The sequence below is a fragment of the Bacteroidia bacterium genome, from assembly GCA_037045145.1.
In the GTDB taxonomy this organism is placed as follows: Bacteria; Bacteroidota; Bacteroidia; order AKYH767-A; family OLB10; genus OLB10.
This window is the reverse complement of record JBAOIA010000011.1, coordinates 1,497,338-1,515,075: the sequence shown is the minus strand read 5'-3', so window position 1 is coordinate 1,515,075 and position 17,738 is coordinate 1,497,338. Positions and strand designations below refer to the sequence as shown.

At 36.0% G+C, this 17,738-nt stretch carries 13 protein-coding genes; 6 read left to right on the top strand and 7 right to left on the bottom strand.

Translation table 11 applies throughout. The annotated features are described in order from the left end of the window. The first annotated feature begins 131 nt into the window (after nt 1-131). A complete protein-coding gene (gene smc, locus V9G42_07575; GenBank protein MEI2759270.1) occupies nt 132-3,701 on the top strand; it encodes a chromosome segregation protein SMC in 3,570 nt (1,189 codons plus the stop codon). 13 nt (nt 3,702-3,714) lie between these two features. Here smc and V9G42_07570 read toward each other — a convergent pair whose 3' ends face one another. Continuing rightward, complete coding sequence (locus tag V9G42_07570; GenBank protein ID MEI2759269.1) at nt 3,715-3,966, bottom strand: hypothetical protein; 252 nt, start codon at nt 3,964-3,966, stop codon at nt 3,715-3,717. Between the two features lie 72 nt (nt 3,967-4,038). Between V9G42_07570 and V9G42_07565 the strand changes: the two genes are divergently transcribed. After that, entirely contained in the window at nt 4,039-4,461 is a 423-nt protein-coding gene (locus tag V9G42_07565) for a hypothetical protein (GenBank protein ID MEI2759268.1), read from the top strand. A gap of 14 nt (nt 4,462-4,475) precedes the next feature. Here V9G42_07565 and V9G42_07560 read toward each other — a convergent pair whose 3' ends face one another. Then, nucleotides 4,476-4,877 carry an SRPBCC family protein gene (locus V9G42_07560; GenBank protein ID MEI2759267.1) on the bottom strand — a complete coding sequence of 134 codons (402 nt, stop codon included), beginning with the start codon at nt 4,875-4,877 and terminating at the stop codon, nt 4,476-4,478. A 7-nt stretch (nt 4,878-4,884) separates the two neighbouring features. Next, nucleotides 4,885-5,520, bottom strand: coding sequence for an orotate phosphoribosyltransferase (gene pyrE, locus V9G42_07555; GenBank protein MEI2759266.1), 636 nt, complete (start codon nt 5,518-5,520; stop codon nt 4,885-4,887). Nucleotides 5,521-5,564: 44 nt separating this feature from the next. Here pyrE and V9G42_07550 point away from each other — a divergent pair, with 44 nt between their 5' ends. Continuing rightward, nucleotides 5,565-6,155 carry an NUDIX hydrolase gene (locus V9G42_07550; GenBank protein ID MEI2759265.1) on the top strand — a complete coding sequence of 197 codons (591 nt, stop codon included), beginning with the start codon at nt 5,565-5,567 and terminating at the stop codon, nt 6,153-6,155. A 71-nt stretch (nt 6,156-6,226) separates the two neighbouring features. Here V9G42_07550 and V9G42_07545 read toward each other — a convergent pair whose 3' ends face one another. From V9G42_07545 to V9G42_07530, 4 genes are all read right to left on the bottom strand, one after another. After that, nucleotides 6,227-7,459, bottom strand: a complete 1,233-nt coding sequence (locus tag V9G42_07545; GenBank protein ID MEI2759264.1) for a pyridoxal phosphate-dependent aminotransferase — start codon at nt 7,457-7,459, stop codon at nt 6,227-6,229. Nucleotides 7,460-7,550: 91 nt separating this feature from the next. Next, the gene (locus tag V9G42_07540) at nt 7,551-7,997 is read right to left on the bottom strand and encodes a DUF1573 domain-containing protein (protein MEI2759263.1); all 447 of its coding nucleotides are present in this window, start codon (nt 7,995-7,997) and stop codon (nt 7,551-7,553) included. 49 nt (nt 7,998-8,046) lie between these two features. After that, entirely contained in the window at nt 8,047-8,553 is a 507-nt protein-coding gene (locus tag V9G42_07535; GenBank protein ID MEI2759262.1) for a DUF1573 domain-containing protein, read from the bottom strand. Nucleotides 8,554-8,655: 102 nt separating this feature from the next. Further along, on the bottom strand, nt 8,656-9,873 hold the full coding sequence (locus V9G42_07530; protein MEI2759261.1) for a dicarboxylate/amino acid:cation symporter: 1,218 nt from the start codon (nt 9,871-9,873) through the stop codon (nt 8,656-8,658). Nucleotides 9,874-10,030: 157 nt separating this feature from the next. Between V9G42_07530 and V9G42_07525 the strand changes: the two genes are divergently transcribed. The 3 genes from V9G42_07525 (at nt 10,031) to V9G42_07515 (ending at nt 17,733) form a co-directional block, all read left to right on the top strand. Beyond that, on the top strand, nt 10,031-12,517 hold the full coding sequence (locus tag V9G42_07525; GenBank protein MEI2759260.1) for a DUF5916 domain-containing protein: 2,487 nt from the start codon (nt 10,031-10,033) through the stop codon (nt 12,515-12,517). 52 nt (nt 12,518-12,569) lie between these two features. Then, nucleotides 12,570-14,993, top strand: coding sequence for an outer membrane beta-barrel family protein (locus tag V9G42_07520; GenBank protein ID MEI2759259.1), 2,424 nt, complete (start codon nt 12,570-12,572; stop codon nt 14,991-14,993). Between the two features lie 121 nt (nt 14,994-15,114). Next, nucleotides 15,115-17,733, top strand: coding sequence for a valine--tRNA ligase (locus tag V9G42_07515; protein MEI2759258.1), 2,619 nt, complete (start codon nt 15,115-15,117; stop codon nt 17,731-17,733). Nucleotides 17,734-17,738 lie beyond the last annotated feature (5 nt).

Genomic DNA, 17,738 nt, shown 5'->3' with positions numbered 1-17,738 from the left:
ATATTTTTAAATTTTGAATTATGTATAAAAAGAATTTCCAACAGCCCGTTAATAAGTTTTAATAGGTCAACGTTTGCTTTTTTTTAACTTCGCAGGCTTATTTGAGAACCAATTAAAATCATTTACACTTTATGCGTCTTTCCAGTCTGGAAATAAAAGGCTTTAAAAGCTTTGGAGACAGAGTAATCATTCACTTCGACAAAGGAGTTACCTCTGTTGTAGGACCAAACGGGTCTGGTAAATCTAATGTTGTAGATGCCATGCGATGGGTGCTGGGCGAACAAAAAATGAGAATGCTGCGCTCTGAAAAAATGGAAAACATAATTTTCAACGGCACAAAAACACGTAAGCCTGCAAACCTTGCAGAAGTTAGCCTTACCTTCGTAAATGACAAAGGAATATTACCTGTTGAATTTACAACCGTTTGTGTAACCAGAAGACTCTACCGTTCGGGCGACAGTGAATATTTATTGAATGGTGTTACATGCCGACTTAAAGATATTACCGATTTATTTCTGAATACAGGCATCGGTAGCGACACCTACTCAATTATTGAATTAAAAATGGTTGACGATATAATAAACGATCGTCATAACACGATTAAAATGTTATTGGAAGAAGCCGCTGGAATCTCCAAATACAAAATTCGCAAAAAACAAACCCTACAGAAATTAGAAGAAACAGATGCTGACCTGAATCGGGTCAACGATTTACTTTTTGAAATAGAAAAGAGCCTGAAACAATTGGAATATCAGGCAAAAAAGACTGAAAAATATTATCGTTTAAAGGAAGAATACAAAGTTGTTTCGACCGCTTTAGCCTGGTTTTTAATGCGTGAATTTACTTCAACTATTAAAGAACTTAAAGAAAAAGAACAAAAGCAATCTGTAGAAAAAAACAACTTAGGCCAGCAATTAGAAAATTTAGAGCTACAACTAAGTGAGATAAAGATTGTAAGCGAAGAACGCCAACAAGTTTTAGGAGATGTTCAAAAATTGCTGAACGAGAAACTTTTTCTGATTAATAAATATGAGAATGAGCATAAAGGGCGTATTGAAAAATTAAATTACCTGAATGAAAAGAAGCTGCAATTAGAAAAACAAAGTTCCAGCGAGCATACGCAGGCTTTAGAAATCGAGAAACAAATTGAACAATCTGAAAATGACAGAACAAACGAAGAAACCAAAACCAAGGAATTAGAAATTAATATACAATCGCTCAAAAGCGAATTAGAGGCATCGCGCAAAAACTATGACCAGTCTGTTGATGAACTGCGACAATTAAATCTTCATATTTTGCAGGTTCGGCAATCTGTTAATGATCATGAAACATTTGTTGCTGTAAGACAAACGCGCATCAATAGTCTAAACGATCAAATAAAGCGATTGGGTGAACAGATTGAAAAAGACAAAACATCACTTCAAACTCTTGAAAGTGAATTGTCCTTGCTTGCCATAAAGAAAGATCAGGCAGAAAAAGAATCACATGATAAGAAACAATTAAATCTGCAACTGGATTCTGAAATTGCCCAATATGAAAACTCTGTTAAAGAACTTCGCGAAAAACTTGCTGACGAACGCAGAAACTATGAAGTAAAAAACAATGAATATCAATTGACAAGAAATCTATCCGAAAAGATGGAAGGCTTTCCTGAATCAATTAAGTTTTTAAAGAAAAACAGTGATTCCTTTAAAGACATTCCTTTGTTAAGTGACATTATTAATTGCGATGAGCAATATAAAATTGCAATAGAAAATTATTTAGAGCCATTCCTGAATCATTTTATTGTTTATTCAAACGAACAAGCCTGGGACGGACTTAACAAACTAAATTCTGAAGGCAAAGGTCGTGCGCACTTCTTTATTTTAGATGCTTTTACAAATTATCATCAGGCATCAACGCATCCAATTGATGGTTGCATTGTAGCAACATCCGTAATTGAAAATGATGGGCGCTATCAGTCGCTGATGAATTATCTTTTGGCAAATGTTTATATTGCACAAAACAGCGATGTTGCTGCACAGGCAAATCAAAATGAAATTGAAGGAAAAATAATTCTTTCGCCTGACGGAAAATTTTACAGACAGCGTTATTCTATTAGTGGCGGCTCAGTAGGAAGCTATGATGGCAAACGAACTGGAAGACTAAAACATCTTGAGAAGTTAGCTACAGAAATACAACAGCATCAACAACAGACTGAAGTATTTAAGATTGAATTGCAACAAACGGAAGAACTGCTATCGGCCGGAAAAACACAAGCTTCAGAAAATCACAAAATAATATCCATTACAGAAGGCGAATTAAGCAAGGCTGTATTGAACATCAATACACTGCTGAGTAAAAAAGATTTCATCACTTCAAATTGCGAGAGCAATGAAAAGAATCTGCAGAAATTACAAGAAGAACTTCTGCTGACACAAGAACAGAAAAATAATGCCCCCGAGTTTGGCAATATGTCGCTTGATGAGATGAAAATAAATCTGCAAAAACTTACGGACCAGCAAAGGGAAAAGCAAAACCAATCGGGTCAGCTACAAAAAATTTCACAGGATGCCTCCAATGCATTCAATCAAAAAAATATTACCTTTCTTCAACAACAAAACAAAGTACAAAATATCGTTCGTGAAATTGGCTACAAAAACAATCAGGTAGTTAGTTTAAAGTCTTCTGTAGAAAAAATAAAAACTGAAATTGAACAACTCCACGAACAAATAAATGATACAGCACAGGCAGGTAATTCTTCCGAATCTGACTTAAAAACACAAGTTGAAGAAAAAGTGCTGCTTGAAAGTCGTTTAGGAGAAAGCGAGAAAAATTATTTTGATGCTAAGGGAAAGATAGATTTGTTTGACAAACAAATAGGTGAGACCAGACGTAAGCGTGAAATAGCAGATGAACTGATGCATGCTTTACATAATGAAGTGAGCGATGTAAATCTGAAAATGACTTCATTGAAAGAAAGGTTGAGTGTGGAATTTTCGCTTGAAGTAGAAGATATTGTTTCGCAGGAAGCAAACCCCGAGTGGAATGAAGAAGACTTAAAATCAAGAAACGAGAAACTAAGTGGACAGTTGAAAAACTTCGGACCGATAAACCCCATGGCTCTCGATTCGTTTAAAGAAATTAAAGAACGTTATGACTTCATAATAAAAGAGCAGGATGATTTGAAAAAAGCAAAAGATGCATTACTTCAAACCATTGCTGAAATTGACAATTCTGCTAAAGAGAAATTCAGTGAAGTGTTTAACCAGGTTCGCAATAACTTTATCAATGTTTTCAGATCGCTGTTTACTGCAGATGACAATTGTGACATGATATTGGCAGACACCAACAATCCTTTAGAATCAGATATTGAAATTATTGCACAGCCTAAGGGTAAAAAGCCACTTTCAATTCAACAGCTTTCCGGAGGAGAAAGAACACTTACAGCAACAGCTTTACTTTTTGGTTTGTATCTAGTAAAACCTGCACCGTTCTGTATCTTCGATGAGGTTGATGCACCACTCGATGACAATAACATTGATAAATTCAATAATATCATCAAGAAATTTTCTAAAGATTCACAGTTCATCATCATCACGCATAACAAAAAAACGATGGCTGCAACCGATATTATTTATGGAATAACCATGAATGAGCCTGGTGTTACTGCAGTTGTCCCTGTTGATTTACGCGAGTATGATGAAACCTTAGCAGAGTAAGTTGACAAGAAAATTATTCACGTCTGAAAGTTTCGCGTGCTGATTTCTTTTTATTTTTCTTCATACGCTTGCGAACCTCTTTAGTTTGAATACTCATATGGCGTTTGCGCGCCTTCTCTTCTGCCCTTGCAACTTTTTTCTTTTCCAATTCCTTTTTCTTTTCAGCCTTTCGTTGTGCTTTAGATGCTTTGCTTTGTGCAAATACAACAGACGTACTTATCAAAAGCATTAGTAACATCAGAAATCTTTTCAGAAACTTTTTCATTTTATCTAAACTTCAGTTTTAACGATAGTAAAACAATTATGTTGTAATTTTGGATGTTTAACTTCAAAAGTAATGCGTTTAAAGAATATAATTCTAATTTCAACACTGATTTTTTTGTTTTCCGGTTGCCGCAAAAAGGAAAACGGCATAGTTCCCTATGCCTATGTAAATGTGGTTTTTTATGCAAACGACCCACAATTAGTCCAATTGAATGCAGTAGGCAATTACATTTATTATCCTGCAGGGTACAAGGGAATTATTATTTACAGGCGAAGCATTAACGAGTTTGTTGCCTACGAACGTGCCTGCACCTATGATGCAGAAAGCAGTTGTGAGGGTGTAACTGTAATGAGCGATAACTTTACATTACATGACAGTTGTTGTGGTTCAAAGTTTATGATTTATGATGGAAGCATTTCACAAGGTCCTGCAACACATGCATTGGTTCAGTATGCTACTTTTTATGATGGCACAATATTGCGTATCACAAATTAAGTTTTTTTAGAAAATTACTGATTCAAATTTTTATAATTCCCTGCAAGCGTATTAAGAAAATTACGCAATGGTTTTTCTGCCATCATCTTCAACATAGGGTTCAAATCTGCATCAAAAGAAATTTTTAGTTTTGTTTTTCCAGCGTCAACAGATTGCATCTGATAGTCCATCACAAAATCGAAAGGCGCTTTTCCTTTTCGTTCAACACGAATATTCTGACCCGGATTTCTTTCTTTGATTTCCATTCCCAGACTTGCCATACCTGCAATTGTAAAACTACATTCATCAGCAGTACTTTGCCAGTTTGTTACTTGTTCCGGCATTAATTGTTGCAGGTTGTTACAATTACTTAAAAACTCAAACACTTCATTTTCCGGTTTGTCAATTACCCACTCATCACTTTCAATTCTTGTCATGCATTTATTATTTATTCCAATTATCAGGATGCTCTCTCCAATCCTTTAATGATTCTAACTGGCTGTCGTTGATATAATTTGACTGTAATGCTTTTGTAATCATCACATCATAATTGCTTAAAGAATACAAAGGGCATTGTGCGTTTTTAAAACTCTCTTTCGCAACATCAAAACCATAATTAAAAATGGAAACCATTCCTTTTACAATAATTCCACTGTTACGCAGTGCCAAAACTGCATTGAGACTACTCTTGCCTGTTGAAATAAGGTCTTCAACAACTACTACAGAATGAATCTGGGATATATCGCCCTCAATTTGATTTTTGGCACCATGCTGCTTAGGCTCAGGTCTGACATATATAAATGGCAGCCCCATGCTTTCTGAAACCAAAGCACCTTGTGCAATTGCACCGGTAGCAACTGCTGCTATAGCATCAGGGCGTCCATAATTTCGCTCAATTGCTTTAACCAGTTCCTGACGAATATACGTTCTGATTCTTGGATTTGACAAAGCAACTCTGTTATCGCAATATATTGGCGACTTCCACCCCGATGCCCATGTAAAAGGCTCGTCAGGCTGAAGCTTTATTGCTTTTATCTGCAATAAAAATTCCGCTATATTTGAAGCTGTGTCATCTTTCATTCAGCACAAACCTAATGGTTATTTTTTAAAATAAAAAATCGAACGTGATTAAAATATTTGCAGGCAATAAAATTTTTCAATTCGTCAACAATGCCCATAATTTTTCAGGTGATGTTATAAAATTCGAAAACAGTATCAACAAAGATACCCTTAGTGAAATTCTTTCAGATTTGAAGAGTAAAGAAATTGCTCTGTTGTGCGACAATATCGAAACAGGCGTGAGGGAATTTTCAAAAATGTTTACAAACATTTTTGCTGCAGGCGGAGTAGTTTATAATCATGAAAAAAAGATGCTTCTTATCCATAGGTTAGGCAAATGGGATTTACCTAAAGGAAAAATGGAAGATGGAGAATTGCCTGAATCTACAGCTACGCGTGAAGTATGTGAGGAGACTGGTGTTTGTAATCTTGAAATTATTAAGCCGCTACCAGACACCTATCATATTTATCAACACGATGGAGAGTATATTTTAAAGAGAACTTATTGGTTTAAAATGATAGCATCATCTGCAACAACGCTCTTGCCACAAACAGAGGAAAACATCACTGAAGTTAAATGGATGACAAAAGAAGAAGTAAATGCCGCTATGAAATTCTCGTATGAATCTATAAGACACTTATTAAGTCAATTATGACTTCCGCTAAAACTCTTCCGTTTTAATACAGTGTTTTTGCATTTGATTACATCAGAACAATATCACATGTGTCAGCCCTGACTAATTATTGTATTATTTAAAATATTTTCTACTCTGCCTGGATAAATTTTTAACGCCTCTTTTAAACATATCATAGCATTTTTCAAATCGTCCAGATTAAGTACATAGGCTATTCTAACTTCTTTTTTTCCCAGCTCGGCATGGCTGTAAAAACCAGTAGCAGGTGCCAACATTACGGTCTGCCCCTGATATGAAAACTTTTCGAGCAACCACTGGCAAAAAGTATCTGAATCATCAATCGGCAATTCAGCCATACAATAAAACGCGCCACTTGGTTTGGCACAATACACACCCGGCATACTATTCAATTGCTCCACAACAAAATTTCTTCTTGCCACATACTCTGCCTTTACATTATCAAAATATTCCTGAGGCGTATCTATTGCTGCTTCTGCTGCTATTTGCCCAAACGTAGGCGGGCTTAATCTGGCTTGCGCAAACTTCATTGCAGTACTCATGACTTTTTTATTCTTTGAAATCATGGCACCAATTCGTGCACCGCAGGCACTATAACGTTTACTTATGGAATCTAACAAAATTATATTCTCATTTAGCCCTTCAAGATGCATGATTGAGAAATAACTGTTGTTATCATAACAAAATTCCCTATAAACTTCGTCTGCAAAAAGATACAAATCATGTTTCAAAGCAAGGTCACGTAAACTTTCCAGCTCTTCTTTTGAATACAAGTGACCTGTTGGATTACTTGGGTTGCAAATCATAATGGCCTTTGTACGTGGTGTAATGACCTTTTCGAACTCATCATGTGGAGGAAGTGCAAATCCGTTTCTTATAGATGAAAAAACAGGAACAACTGTAACTCCAGCCTGGGTAGAAAAACCGTTATAATTGGCATAAAACGGCTCAGGAATAATAATCTCATCACCTTCGTTAAGGCAAGTCATCATAGCAATTTCTATGGCTTCTGAACCACCTGTAGTAATTATAATGTCCTCAAAATTGATATTGATATTATACTTCTTATAATAAGAAATCAACTTTCTTCTGTACGATTCTATACCGGCAGAATGGCTGTACTCAATAACCTTCAGGTCAATATTTCTTATTGCATCAAGCATCACCTTTGGGGATTCTATATCAGGCTGACCAATATTGAGGTGATAAATTTTTTTACCTTCTGCTTTGGCTTGATCGGCATAAGGCACCAATTTTCTGATTGGCGAAGGCGGCATGTGTTTGCCTTTTTCTGAAATAGATGGCATGCTGTTTTTTATATTAATTACATACAAAAAAAATAAGGGACGATTAAATCTAATCGTCCCTGCAAAATTATAATTAATCTTTTAACCTTAATTAATTCTTTGGTGCTTCCTGAGTAGGAGCAGCCTCAATATTTCCTTTTATATGTAAAACCACAGGACTGGTTTTTGCATTAGAAGTGATAGTGATGGTTTTATCCTGAAGACCCATTTTACCTGCTGAATTGAAAGTAACATGAATTTTGCCTGCTTCGCCCTTTTTAATTGGCTCTTTTGGCCACTCAGGAACAGTACAGCCACATGACCCTTGTGCATTGGTAATGATTAAGGGCTCTTTGCCGGTGTTAACAAAGTTAAATGTGTAATTCACCTTATCACCTTGTTTAATAGTACCGTAGTTGTACTCTAAAGTTTCAAATTTAAAGTCAGCCTGATTTTTATTTTCAGCTGGAGCAGCCTGAACAGCTACTGCTTTCTCTTGTGCAAATGTAGCAGTTGCCATACCAATAGCTAATGCTGAAAGAAGAATTGTTTTTTTCATTTTTTGAAATTTGATTATTGATTTGTGTATTTAAAATTTATTTATGTGATTAATTACCAAATGGGCTTGTGGTGGTCTCTTTAGGAGCCATTGTATTATCTTTCTTTACCGGAGTGCCACTTTCTGTTTGCTCTTTTGTTTCTACATTACCTTTAATAGTCAGAACTTTTTCGCCAGTTTTACCATTAGACGATACGGTTACAGTTTTTGTAAATGGGCCAGGGCGCTTAGTATCATAATGAACGTTGATTACTCCGGAATGGCCTTTCAAAATTGGTTCTTTTGGCCAAGAGGGAACTGTACAGCCACAGCTGCCTTTAGCATTAGATATAACTAAGGGTTCTTTTCCGGTGTTAGTGAATTTAAATTCAAAGGTTCCATTACCATTGTAAGGGATAGTACCAAAGTCATGTGTTTCATTTTCGAAACTAATGTCGGCTGCATTGGGGCTGACTGCCGGTGTTGCTGTTGGTTTAGGTGCTGCTTTTGAATCGTCTTGTGCATTAACCAGAGTGGCTGCACACAAAACCATAGCTGCTAAAAATAACTTCTTCATATTTTGATTTAATTTATTTGAGGTGTAAAATTAAATTATTTTACTCTTTAACGACAAACAATGCGCCAAAGTTAGACTTACGCTGTGAAAAAAGTATGAACGTTACAACTCTTTCTCCCACTTAGACACAACTGCCGTAGCCACTGCATTGCCCACTACATTGGTTGCTGACCTACCCATATCTAATATCTGATCAACTCCCAAAATCAATAATAATCCCGCTTCAGGAATATTAAATGACTCGAGCATTCCGGCAATAACAACCATGCTTGCTCTGGGCACACCAGCCATTCCTTTACTGGTTACAAGTAGCATCAGCAACATCATTATTTGTTGTTGAATATTCAAATCCATTCCGTAGGCCTGCGCAATAAACTGAGTAGCAAAAGCCATATACATGATACTACCATCAAGATTGAAAGAATAGCCTAAGGGTAATACAAAACTTATGATACGATTACTACAACCATATTTTTCCAATGCCTCAATAGTTTTAGGAAATGCCGATTCAGAACTTGCTGTTGAAAAGGCCAGCATGATTGGCTCACGAATATGTTGTAAAAGTTTTAAAAACGGGATTTTTAAAAAATAACAAATCAATCCTAAAATAACCAATCCAAAGAAAAGTAGTCCTCCATAAAAAGTAGCTATTAAATATAGATAGCCGGAAATTACACTGAGTCCCTGTTGGGCCACTACTGCAGCCACTGCTCCGAAGACACCATAAGGAGCAAACTTCATTACAAAATTTGTTACTTTAAACATGATATGCGAAACCGCATCCATTGCATTGATAACCATTTTAGCTTTCTCACCAACAGATGCGGCAGCTAGCCCAAAAAACAAAGCAAATACTACAATTGGCAAAATATCATTATTTGCCATTGCCTCCACAATACTTTTCGGAATAACATGGGTAATAAAATCCTTCGCATTGAGACCTTTTGCAGAAACACCCGTAGCTGCTGACTGTGCAGGTATTTGCAGACTCATGATTTTACCTGGTTCAAAAAAGTTAACTAAGAGTAATCCGAGTAGAAGTGCAAGTATTGTTGCAAACTGAAAATACAATATTGTCTTCAGGCCAATTCGGCCAACGCTCTTAAAATCGCCCACTTTAGCAACTCCAACCACCAATGTTGCAAAAACCAGTGGCGCAATTATCATCTTTATCAAGCGAAGAAAAATATCACTCAAAATGCTTATCCTGGAAGCAAAAACTTCAAGTTCGGCAGCTGTGTGTGTGATATTATACCAATGTCCCAGCAAAATTGCCAGTAACATGCCGATAAATATACGAGCTGTAAGACTAACTTTCACATTCAAAACTTATGAGGCAAATCTACTGTTCTGAATTGAAAAAACAAGGCTGCAGTTTTTGTAGTACAAATTAATATTAACATCTTTAACGCTGATTAACTTTTAATTAACTCGAACCTTTGTGTGTAGTTATAGTTTTGCCGCTAATTACTCCCTAATGTTGCACAAGGTTATTAATATTTTTATTCTAATTGTATTTTTTTCAGGTGTTACCAACGCCTCAGATAGCCTTAAACATTATAAAGCAACGCGCATTTTTGAACCTATAAAAATTGATGGTCAGCTAACAGAATCGGCCTGGACAAACACCATTTCATTCAGCGATTTTGTTATGAACCGTCCGATTGAAGGCAGTGTTCCGACACAAAAAACAGAAGTTCGTATTGTATATGACAACACTGCAATTTATGTAGGCGCTATGCTTTTTGACACAGCACCCGACAGTATTTTAAAAGAATTAGGACTTCGGGATGGAGCGGATCCTTCCAGCAACAATGGTTTTACCGACATCAATGCAGATTATTTCCGATTTGTTTTTGACCCCTACAATACACGGCAAGATGCTTATGATTTTGGGGTATATGCTTCAGGCATTCAGGCCGACAGTCGCTACAGTGACTTTTTGTTTGATGCTGTTTGGGAAAGTGCCGTAAAAATTTCTGATAAAGGCTGGTGTGTTGAAATTAAAATTCCCTATTCAGCAATACGTTTTCCTTCAAAACCTGTTCAGGAATGGGCTTTTCAGATAACCAGAAACATTAGACGAAATAGAGAATTTCAACAATGGAGCCTTACACCATCAACAGCCTCCAATGCTCAAAATTATTGGGGTGTGCTCGATGGTATTGAAAACATTAAACCTCCACTCAGACTTTCGTTAACACCATATATTAGTGTAGCATACGAACACGAACCGGTTTCAGGTTCTAAAGCAAATCAAACTTACAGCTACCGTGGTGGTGCAGATATAAAGTATGGACTAGATGAGCGTTTTACTTTGGACATGACCCTACTTCCGGATTTTGGACAAGTACAGTCGGACAACAAAAGGAAAACACTTAGTTATGAAGAAATAAACTATGATGAAAACCGTCCCTTCTTTAAAGAAGGTACTGATATTTTTTCGAGAGACAATCTTTTTTACAGCAGAAGAATAGGTCAAACACCATCCAGATATTATGACGTGATAGATAAATATGATGAGAGTGATATTAAGTCAAATCCAACAGAATCGAAACTGATTAATGCAACCAAACTTTCCGGACGAACCAATGAGGGAATTGGTATTGGATTTTTTAATGCCATAACTAACAATACCTATGCAACAATTAAAGATAAAAATACCGGACTCACGGAAAAAATTCTTACCGAACCACTTGCAAATTATAATGTACTGGTTGCAGACAAACAATGGAAAAGCAACTCTTCGGTTTATCTCATCAACACCAATGTAACAAGAACAAAAAAGTTCAATGATTCGAATGTTACAGGAGGTGGATTTAAATTAGTAAATAAAAAAAACACCTATAGTTTAAGTGGTGGGCTTGATTACAGTCTTAAATTTATTACCGATCCGGAAGGTATAAATTCAGATAAAAGAGTTGATGGGTTAAGACACTATCTATCTATAAAAAAAACAAGTGGCACTATCCGATGGGGGCTCTCGCAAGTTGGAGTTAATTCCACCTATGATCCAACAGACTTTGGTTACTATGTGACACCAAACAGAATTAATTCAAATGCTAATCTTACTTTTTTCCGATTTAAACCTTATGGTTCTGTACAGGAAGGTAATTGGCGCTTTGATTTAAATTATTATCAGCATTACAAAACCGGTTATTTGAAAGAAATGTCTTTACAAACAAATCTTTTCATTCTTTTTAAATCATACAATGCAATTTATGGTGGCGGTGGATCTTCACCTTTAGTCGGGCGCGAATATGATCCGCGCTTGAATGGAAGATATGTTAATGCTTTAAAATACTGGTTTGCTTATATAGGAATAAGTACAGATTACCGAAGGGCATTAGCATTAGATATGGAAATAAATATCAGTAACTTTATCAAAACCTATCTTTCAGAAGGTGGAAATATTGATGCAACCTTGCGCTATCGCATCAATGACAAACTAACGTTAAATGCTTCATCCGAATATAATTTTGATCCTTACAATTTTGGATTTACAAGTGAAACTGATCCAAATATTTATCTTTTTGGATTAAGAAGAACCCATATCTATATAAACAGTCTTGCAGCACGATATATATTTAAAAATGATCTGTCGCTTTCTATTGTCGCCAGACACTATTGGTTTAATTACGCTTACAGGAAATATTTTTTACTCCAGGATGATGGCGGACTATCCACTACTGCTGATGTCTATAACAATGAATTTGATGGCAGTTATAATTTTTTTAATGCTGATTTGCTTTTTTCCTGGCGATTTGCTCCCGGAAGTACATTAACTTTTTCATACAAAAATATTTTTGACAATGGCACTGATGGCAAATTAGAAACTGCATCTTTCACTAAAAATCTTGACTATGTTTTTAAAAATCCACATGTTCAAACTTTTTCAATTAAAGTGCTTTATTATCTCGATTATTTACAATTAAGAAAAAATTCAACTTCATTAGAAAACTAAACAACAGTTATTAGTAACAATATATTTTTGCCGCAACCATAACACACAAACAATGAAATATATTTTAAGTATTTTGGCAGGATTAACCCTGCTGACACAATCTGCAATAAGTCAAACTATTCAGGCTAAAATCACAGACAATAAAAACGAGCCGCTAACAGGAGCCATTGCAGAACTAAGGCTAATAAAAGATTCAACGCTTAGTAAGGTTGCCGTAGCAGATGTTTCGGGGAAAGTAATTTTTGATCAGATAAAACCGGGTATCTATTTTTTGAAAACCTCGTTTCTCGGCTTTAACAATTATTTAAGTCCGGAATTTGAATTTACAGAAGGAGAAAACAAAGATTTTCATACAATAAAACTATCGTCATCGTCAACAAATCTTAAACAGGCAACCATCACTGCATTTAAACCTTTAATTGAAGTTAAAGCCGATAAAACTGTATTTAATGTAGAAAACAGTATTAACTCAACCGGCAGCACTGCACTTGAATTACTTCAAAAAGCACCAGGTGTTGTTGTGGACAATAACGATAACATTATTTTAAAAGGTCGTGGTGGTGTGATGGTTCAGATTGATGGTCGTGAGATAAGAATGACTGAAAGCGAACTTGCAGACTATCTTCGTTCTATACAAAGTACTGATGTGGAAAGTATTGAAATTATTACAAACCCATCATCAAAATATGATGCACAAGGCACAGCAGGTATCATCAATATTAAGCTTAAGAAAAACAAAAACTATGGCACTAATGGAAGTATAACTGCTGGCTATGCCGTTGGAACATATTCTAAATACAATACCTCACTTTCTGTCAACAACAGAACAAAAAAGTTTAATATTTATTCGACTTATAGTAATAACTGGGGTGACAGAAAAAACGAATTTTATCTATATCGTGAACAAAACCCTTATACTTTCAATCAATCATCAAAATCAAAACGTGGAGGTTTGAGTCATAATTATAAAGCCGGTGTTGATTATCAAATGAATTCAAAAAACAGTTTTGGAATTATGATTAATGGTAACTATAGTGATATTACCGGAAATCAGAAAAACAAAAACTACATCAGTAATTATTATTCAGGCGTAACCGACAGTATTCTTAATTCCAATCAGCGATACAACTCCATAAATAATAACTTTTATGGCAACGTTAATCATCACTACAAAGATACAATAGGAAAAGAGTTGACAACAGATTTTGACTATGGCTATTACAACGGAACCAGAAACACCTATCAGCCCAATGAATACACATTGCCCGATGGAACAACACCACTGTCTGCGACATATTACAAGTCAAACACACCAACAACTATTAATATTTTTACTTTAAAATCAGATTATACGCAATCACTTTTCAAAGGCAAAATAGGCGCGGGATATAAAGTTGCCTTGGTAAACACGGTAAACACGTTTAACTTTTACAATATTGAAGGTGGTATTGCTTCACTAGATTCTTCACGAAGCAACAAATTTGATTACACCGAAAACGTGAATGCCTTATATTTAAACTGGCAACGTACATTCAATAAAATTGATGTGCAAGTAGGAATCAGAATGGAGAACACAAACAGTAATGGTAAATTAAGAACATCTGCCATTGCTAATGATAAGGATGTGAAACGAAGTTATACAGACTTTTTTCCAAGTGCAGGCATCACCTATAATATCAACAAGAACAATTCAGCCGGATTAATTTATAGTTCACGAATTGACAGACCAAATTATCAGGAACTAAACCCATTTGAATACAAACTTGATGAATTAAGCTTTAGAAAAGGAAACCCTTTTTTGGACCCGCAATATTCGAATAAAATAGAGCTTACACATACTTATAAATACATGATTACCACATCTGCCGGGTACAGCCATACAAAAGATTTTTTTGCACAGATTACTGACACACTTTCCGATGGAAAAAGCTTCTTAATGCCTCGAAATCTGGCAACAGAAGACGTTCTGAGTGTCAGTATAAGTGCATCATTACAGCCATTAAAGTGGTATAGTATTTATTTTAATGCAAGTGTAGATAATCAAAAATACAAAGCAGATTATGGTGGCAACAAAACCATTAATGCACAATTTACCTCATTTAATTTATATGGACAGCATACCTTTAAACTCCCCTATAAATTTACTTTTGAACTATCCGGATGGTATAACTCAGGAGGCGTTTGGGGTGGGTCGTACAAGACCAAGGCGCAAGGATCGTTAGATGTCGGCCTACAGAAGAAATTATTAAAAGATCAGGCAACATTAAAAATTTCATATACTGACCTATTGCATACAGCTCCATGGGACAGCTACAACACCTATGCAGGCATTGTGAGCCGTGCATGGGGAAATTGGGAAAGCCAACAACTCAGGGTGTCGTTTACATGGCGTTTTGGCAATAATCAAATGAAAAACACCAAACAGCGCAGTAGTGGCAGTGAGCAGGAACAAAAAAGAATTGGCGGTGGTGAATAACATTGATAGCTGATTATAGAAAGAAAAATCGTTTATTTTTCAAAGCCTGCCTTTATAGCAGGCTTTGTTCGTTTGGCACATAGCTAATTTCTTATTTTTGCATTCATACTTTTTAAAACACATGTCAGAATTATCAAAAATATATAACCCACAGGAAACCGAATCTAAATGGTATGCGCATTGGATGAATGAAAATTTTTTCAGTTCCACACCGGATGAAAGAGAACCTTATACAATTGTAATTCCTCCACCGAATGTAACCGGAGTATTGCACATGGGGCACATGCTCAATAACACTATTCAGGATGTACTTATTCGCAGGGCAAGAATGTTAGGCAAAAATGCCTGTTGGGTTCCGGGCACAGATCATGCTTCAATCGCCACAGAAGCTAAGGTAGTGCAAATGTTGCGCGAAAGAGGTATTAAAAAATCTGACCTTACACGTGAAGAGTTTTTAAAATATGCTTGGGAGTGGAAAGAAAAATACGGTGGAATAATTCTTGAGCAATTAAAAAAATTAGGTTGTAGTTGCGATTGGGATCGCACACGATTTACAATGGAGGATGATTTAAGTGAAGCTGTAATTGATGTATTCATAGACCTCTATAACAAAGGTTATATTTATCGTGGACTACGCATGGTAAACTGGGACCCTGCAGGATTGACTGCCGTAAGTGACGAAGAGGTAATACATAAAGATGTAAACTCTAAACTTTATTATGTAAGATATAAAATTGATGGCACTGCTGATGAATGGATTACTATTGCAACTGTACGTCCGGAAACAATTTTAGGCGACACTGCTGTTTGTGTGCATCCTGATGATGAACGTTATGCTCATTTAAAGGGAAAATTCTGTATCATTCCTATAGTTAACCGAAGAGTGCCTATTATTTTTGACGACTATATTGACAAGGAATTTGGAACAGGCGCACTTAAGGTAACACCTGCACACGATATCAACGACTATAACCTTGGATTAAAACATAAGCTTGAAGTCATTGACACATTAACCCCTGATGGCAAGATGAGTGAAGCAGCAGGACATTATGTTGGCGAAGACAGATTTGTGGTAAGAAAGAAAATTGCAAAAGACCTTGAAGCTAGCGGTCATCTAATTAAAACGGAAGATTATAAAAACAAAGTTGGCTACAGCGAACGTACTGATGCCGTTATAGAACCTCGCTTGAGTTTACAGTGGTTTGTGAATATGCCGGAAATCAGTAAGCCTGCATTAAATGCCGTTGTAGATGGAAACATCAAACTTATTCCTGATAAATTTATCAGCACCTATCGCTATTGGATGGAGAATGTTAAAGACTGGTGTATATCAAGACAACTTTGGTGGGGACAACGCATACCAGCATGGTATGATAATGAAGGAAATTTTGTTGTTGCCAAAACTTCTCAGGAGGCATTGGCGAAGTTTAAAGAAGCAGGGAAAACATTTTCACTACAAGATATACATCAGGATGATGATGTTCTGGACACTTGGTTTTCATCATGGTTGTGGCCTATCAGTGTTTTTGACGGATTTAAAGACCCAACAAACAAAGACATCAACTACTACTACCCTACCAATGATTTAGTGACAGCACCCGAAATACTTTTCTTTTGGGTGGCACGTATGATTATTGCTGGATTAGAATATCGTAATGACATTCCATTTGAGCGTGTTTATCTTACCGGTATTGTGCGGGATAAATTAGGCAGAAAGATGAGTAAGTCCTTAGGTAATTCTCCTGACCCCCTTGAGTTAATAGAAAAATATGGCGCTGATGGAGTTCGTGTAGGCATGTTACTTTCATCACCTGCCGGAAACGATTTATTATTTGATGAATCATACTGTGAACAAGGACGTAATTTTGCCAACAAAATGTGGAATGCATTCCGTCTGATAAAAAATTGGCAGCCTGATGCATCAATTCATCAATCTGAAACAGGTAAGATAGCAACAGCCTGGATAAAATCAAAACTCAATGAACAATTAGCACTCATCAACGACAGTTATGACAAAATGCGAATCAGTGAAGTACTCATGATTAAATACAAGTTGTTTTGGGATGATTTCTGTGCATGGTATTTAGAAATGATTAAACCAGCTTATGGTAGTGTGGCAATAGATACAGAAACTTATAATAGCACCATAGCTGTTTTTGAAAACCTGCTACGGATACTTCATCCATTTATGCCTTTTATTACAGAAGAATTATGGCATGAACTTAAAAACAGAGGTGGCAGAGATTGCATTATTGTAAGTACATGGCCAAAGCAAACCTCACCTGACAATGTTTTATTACAAGGCATGTCACATGTTCAAAATATTATCTCTACTTTAAGAACTTTTAGAAACGAAAAAGGAATTTCTCCCAAAACTGCATTGCAATTGCTGACAACTGAAAAGCATCAATCCACTTTTGATGACATCATACTTAAATTAGCCAATGTCAGCAGCATTGAAAAAACCAATAATTTTAATAAAGCGTTTTCTTTTATGGCAGGCACACATGAATATGCCATTCCATTTGATCAGAATATTGATACTGCAGCAGAACGAATCCGGATAGAAAAAGAAATTGCTTACAACAAAGGTTTTCTTGACACAGTAATGAAAAAATTAGGTAACGTCAACTTTGTAAGTAAAGCCAAGCCTGAGGTAATTGCCAGTGAAGAGAAAAAGAAATCGGATGCCGAACAAAAAATTAAATCATTAGAACAACAGCTTAATATGATGCGCTAACTGAA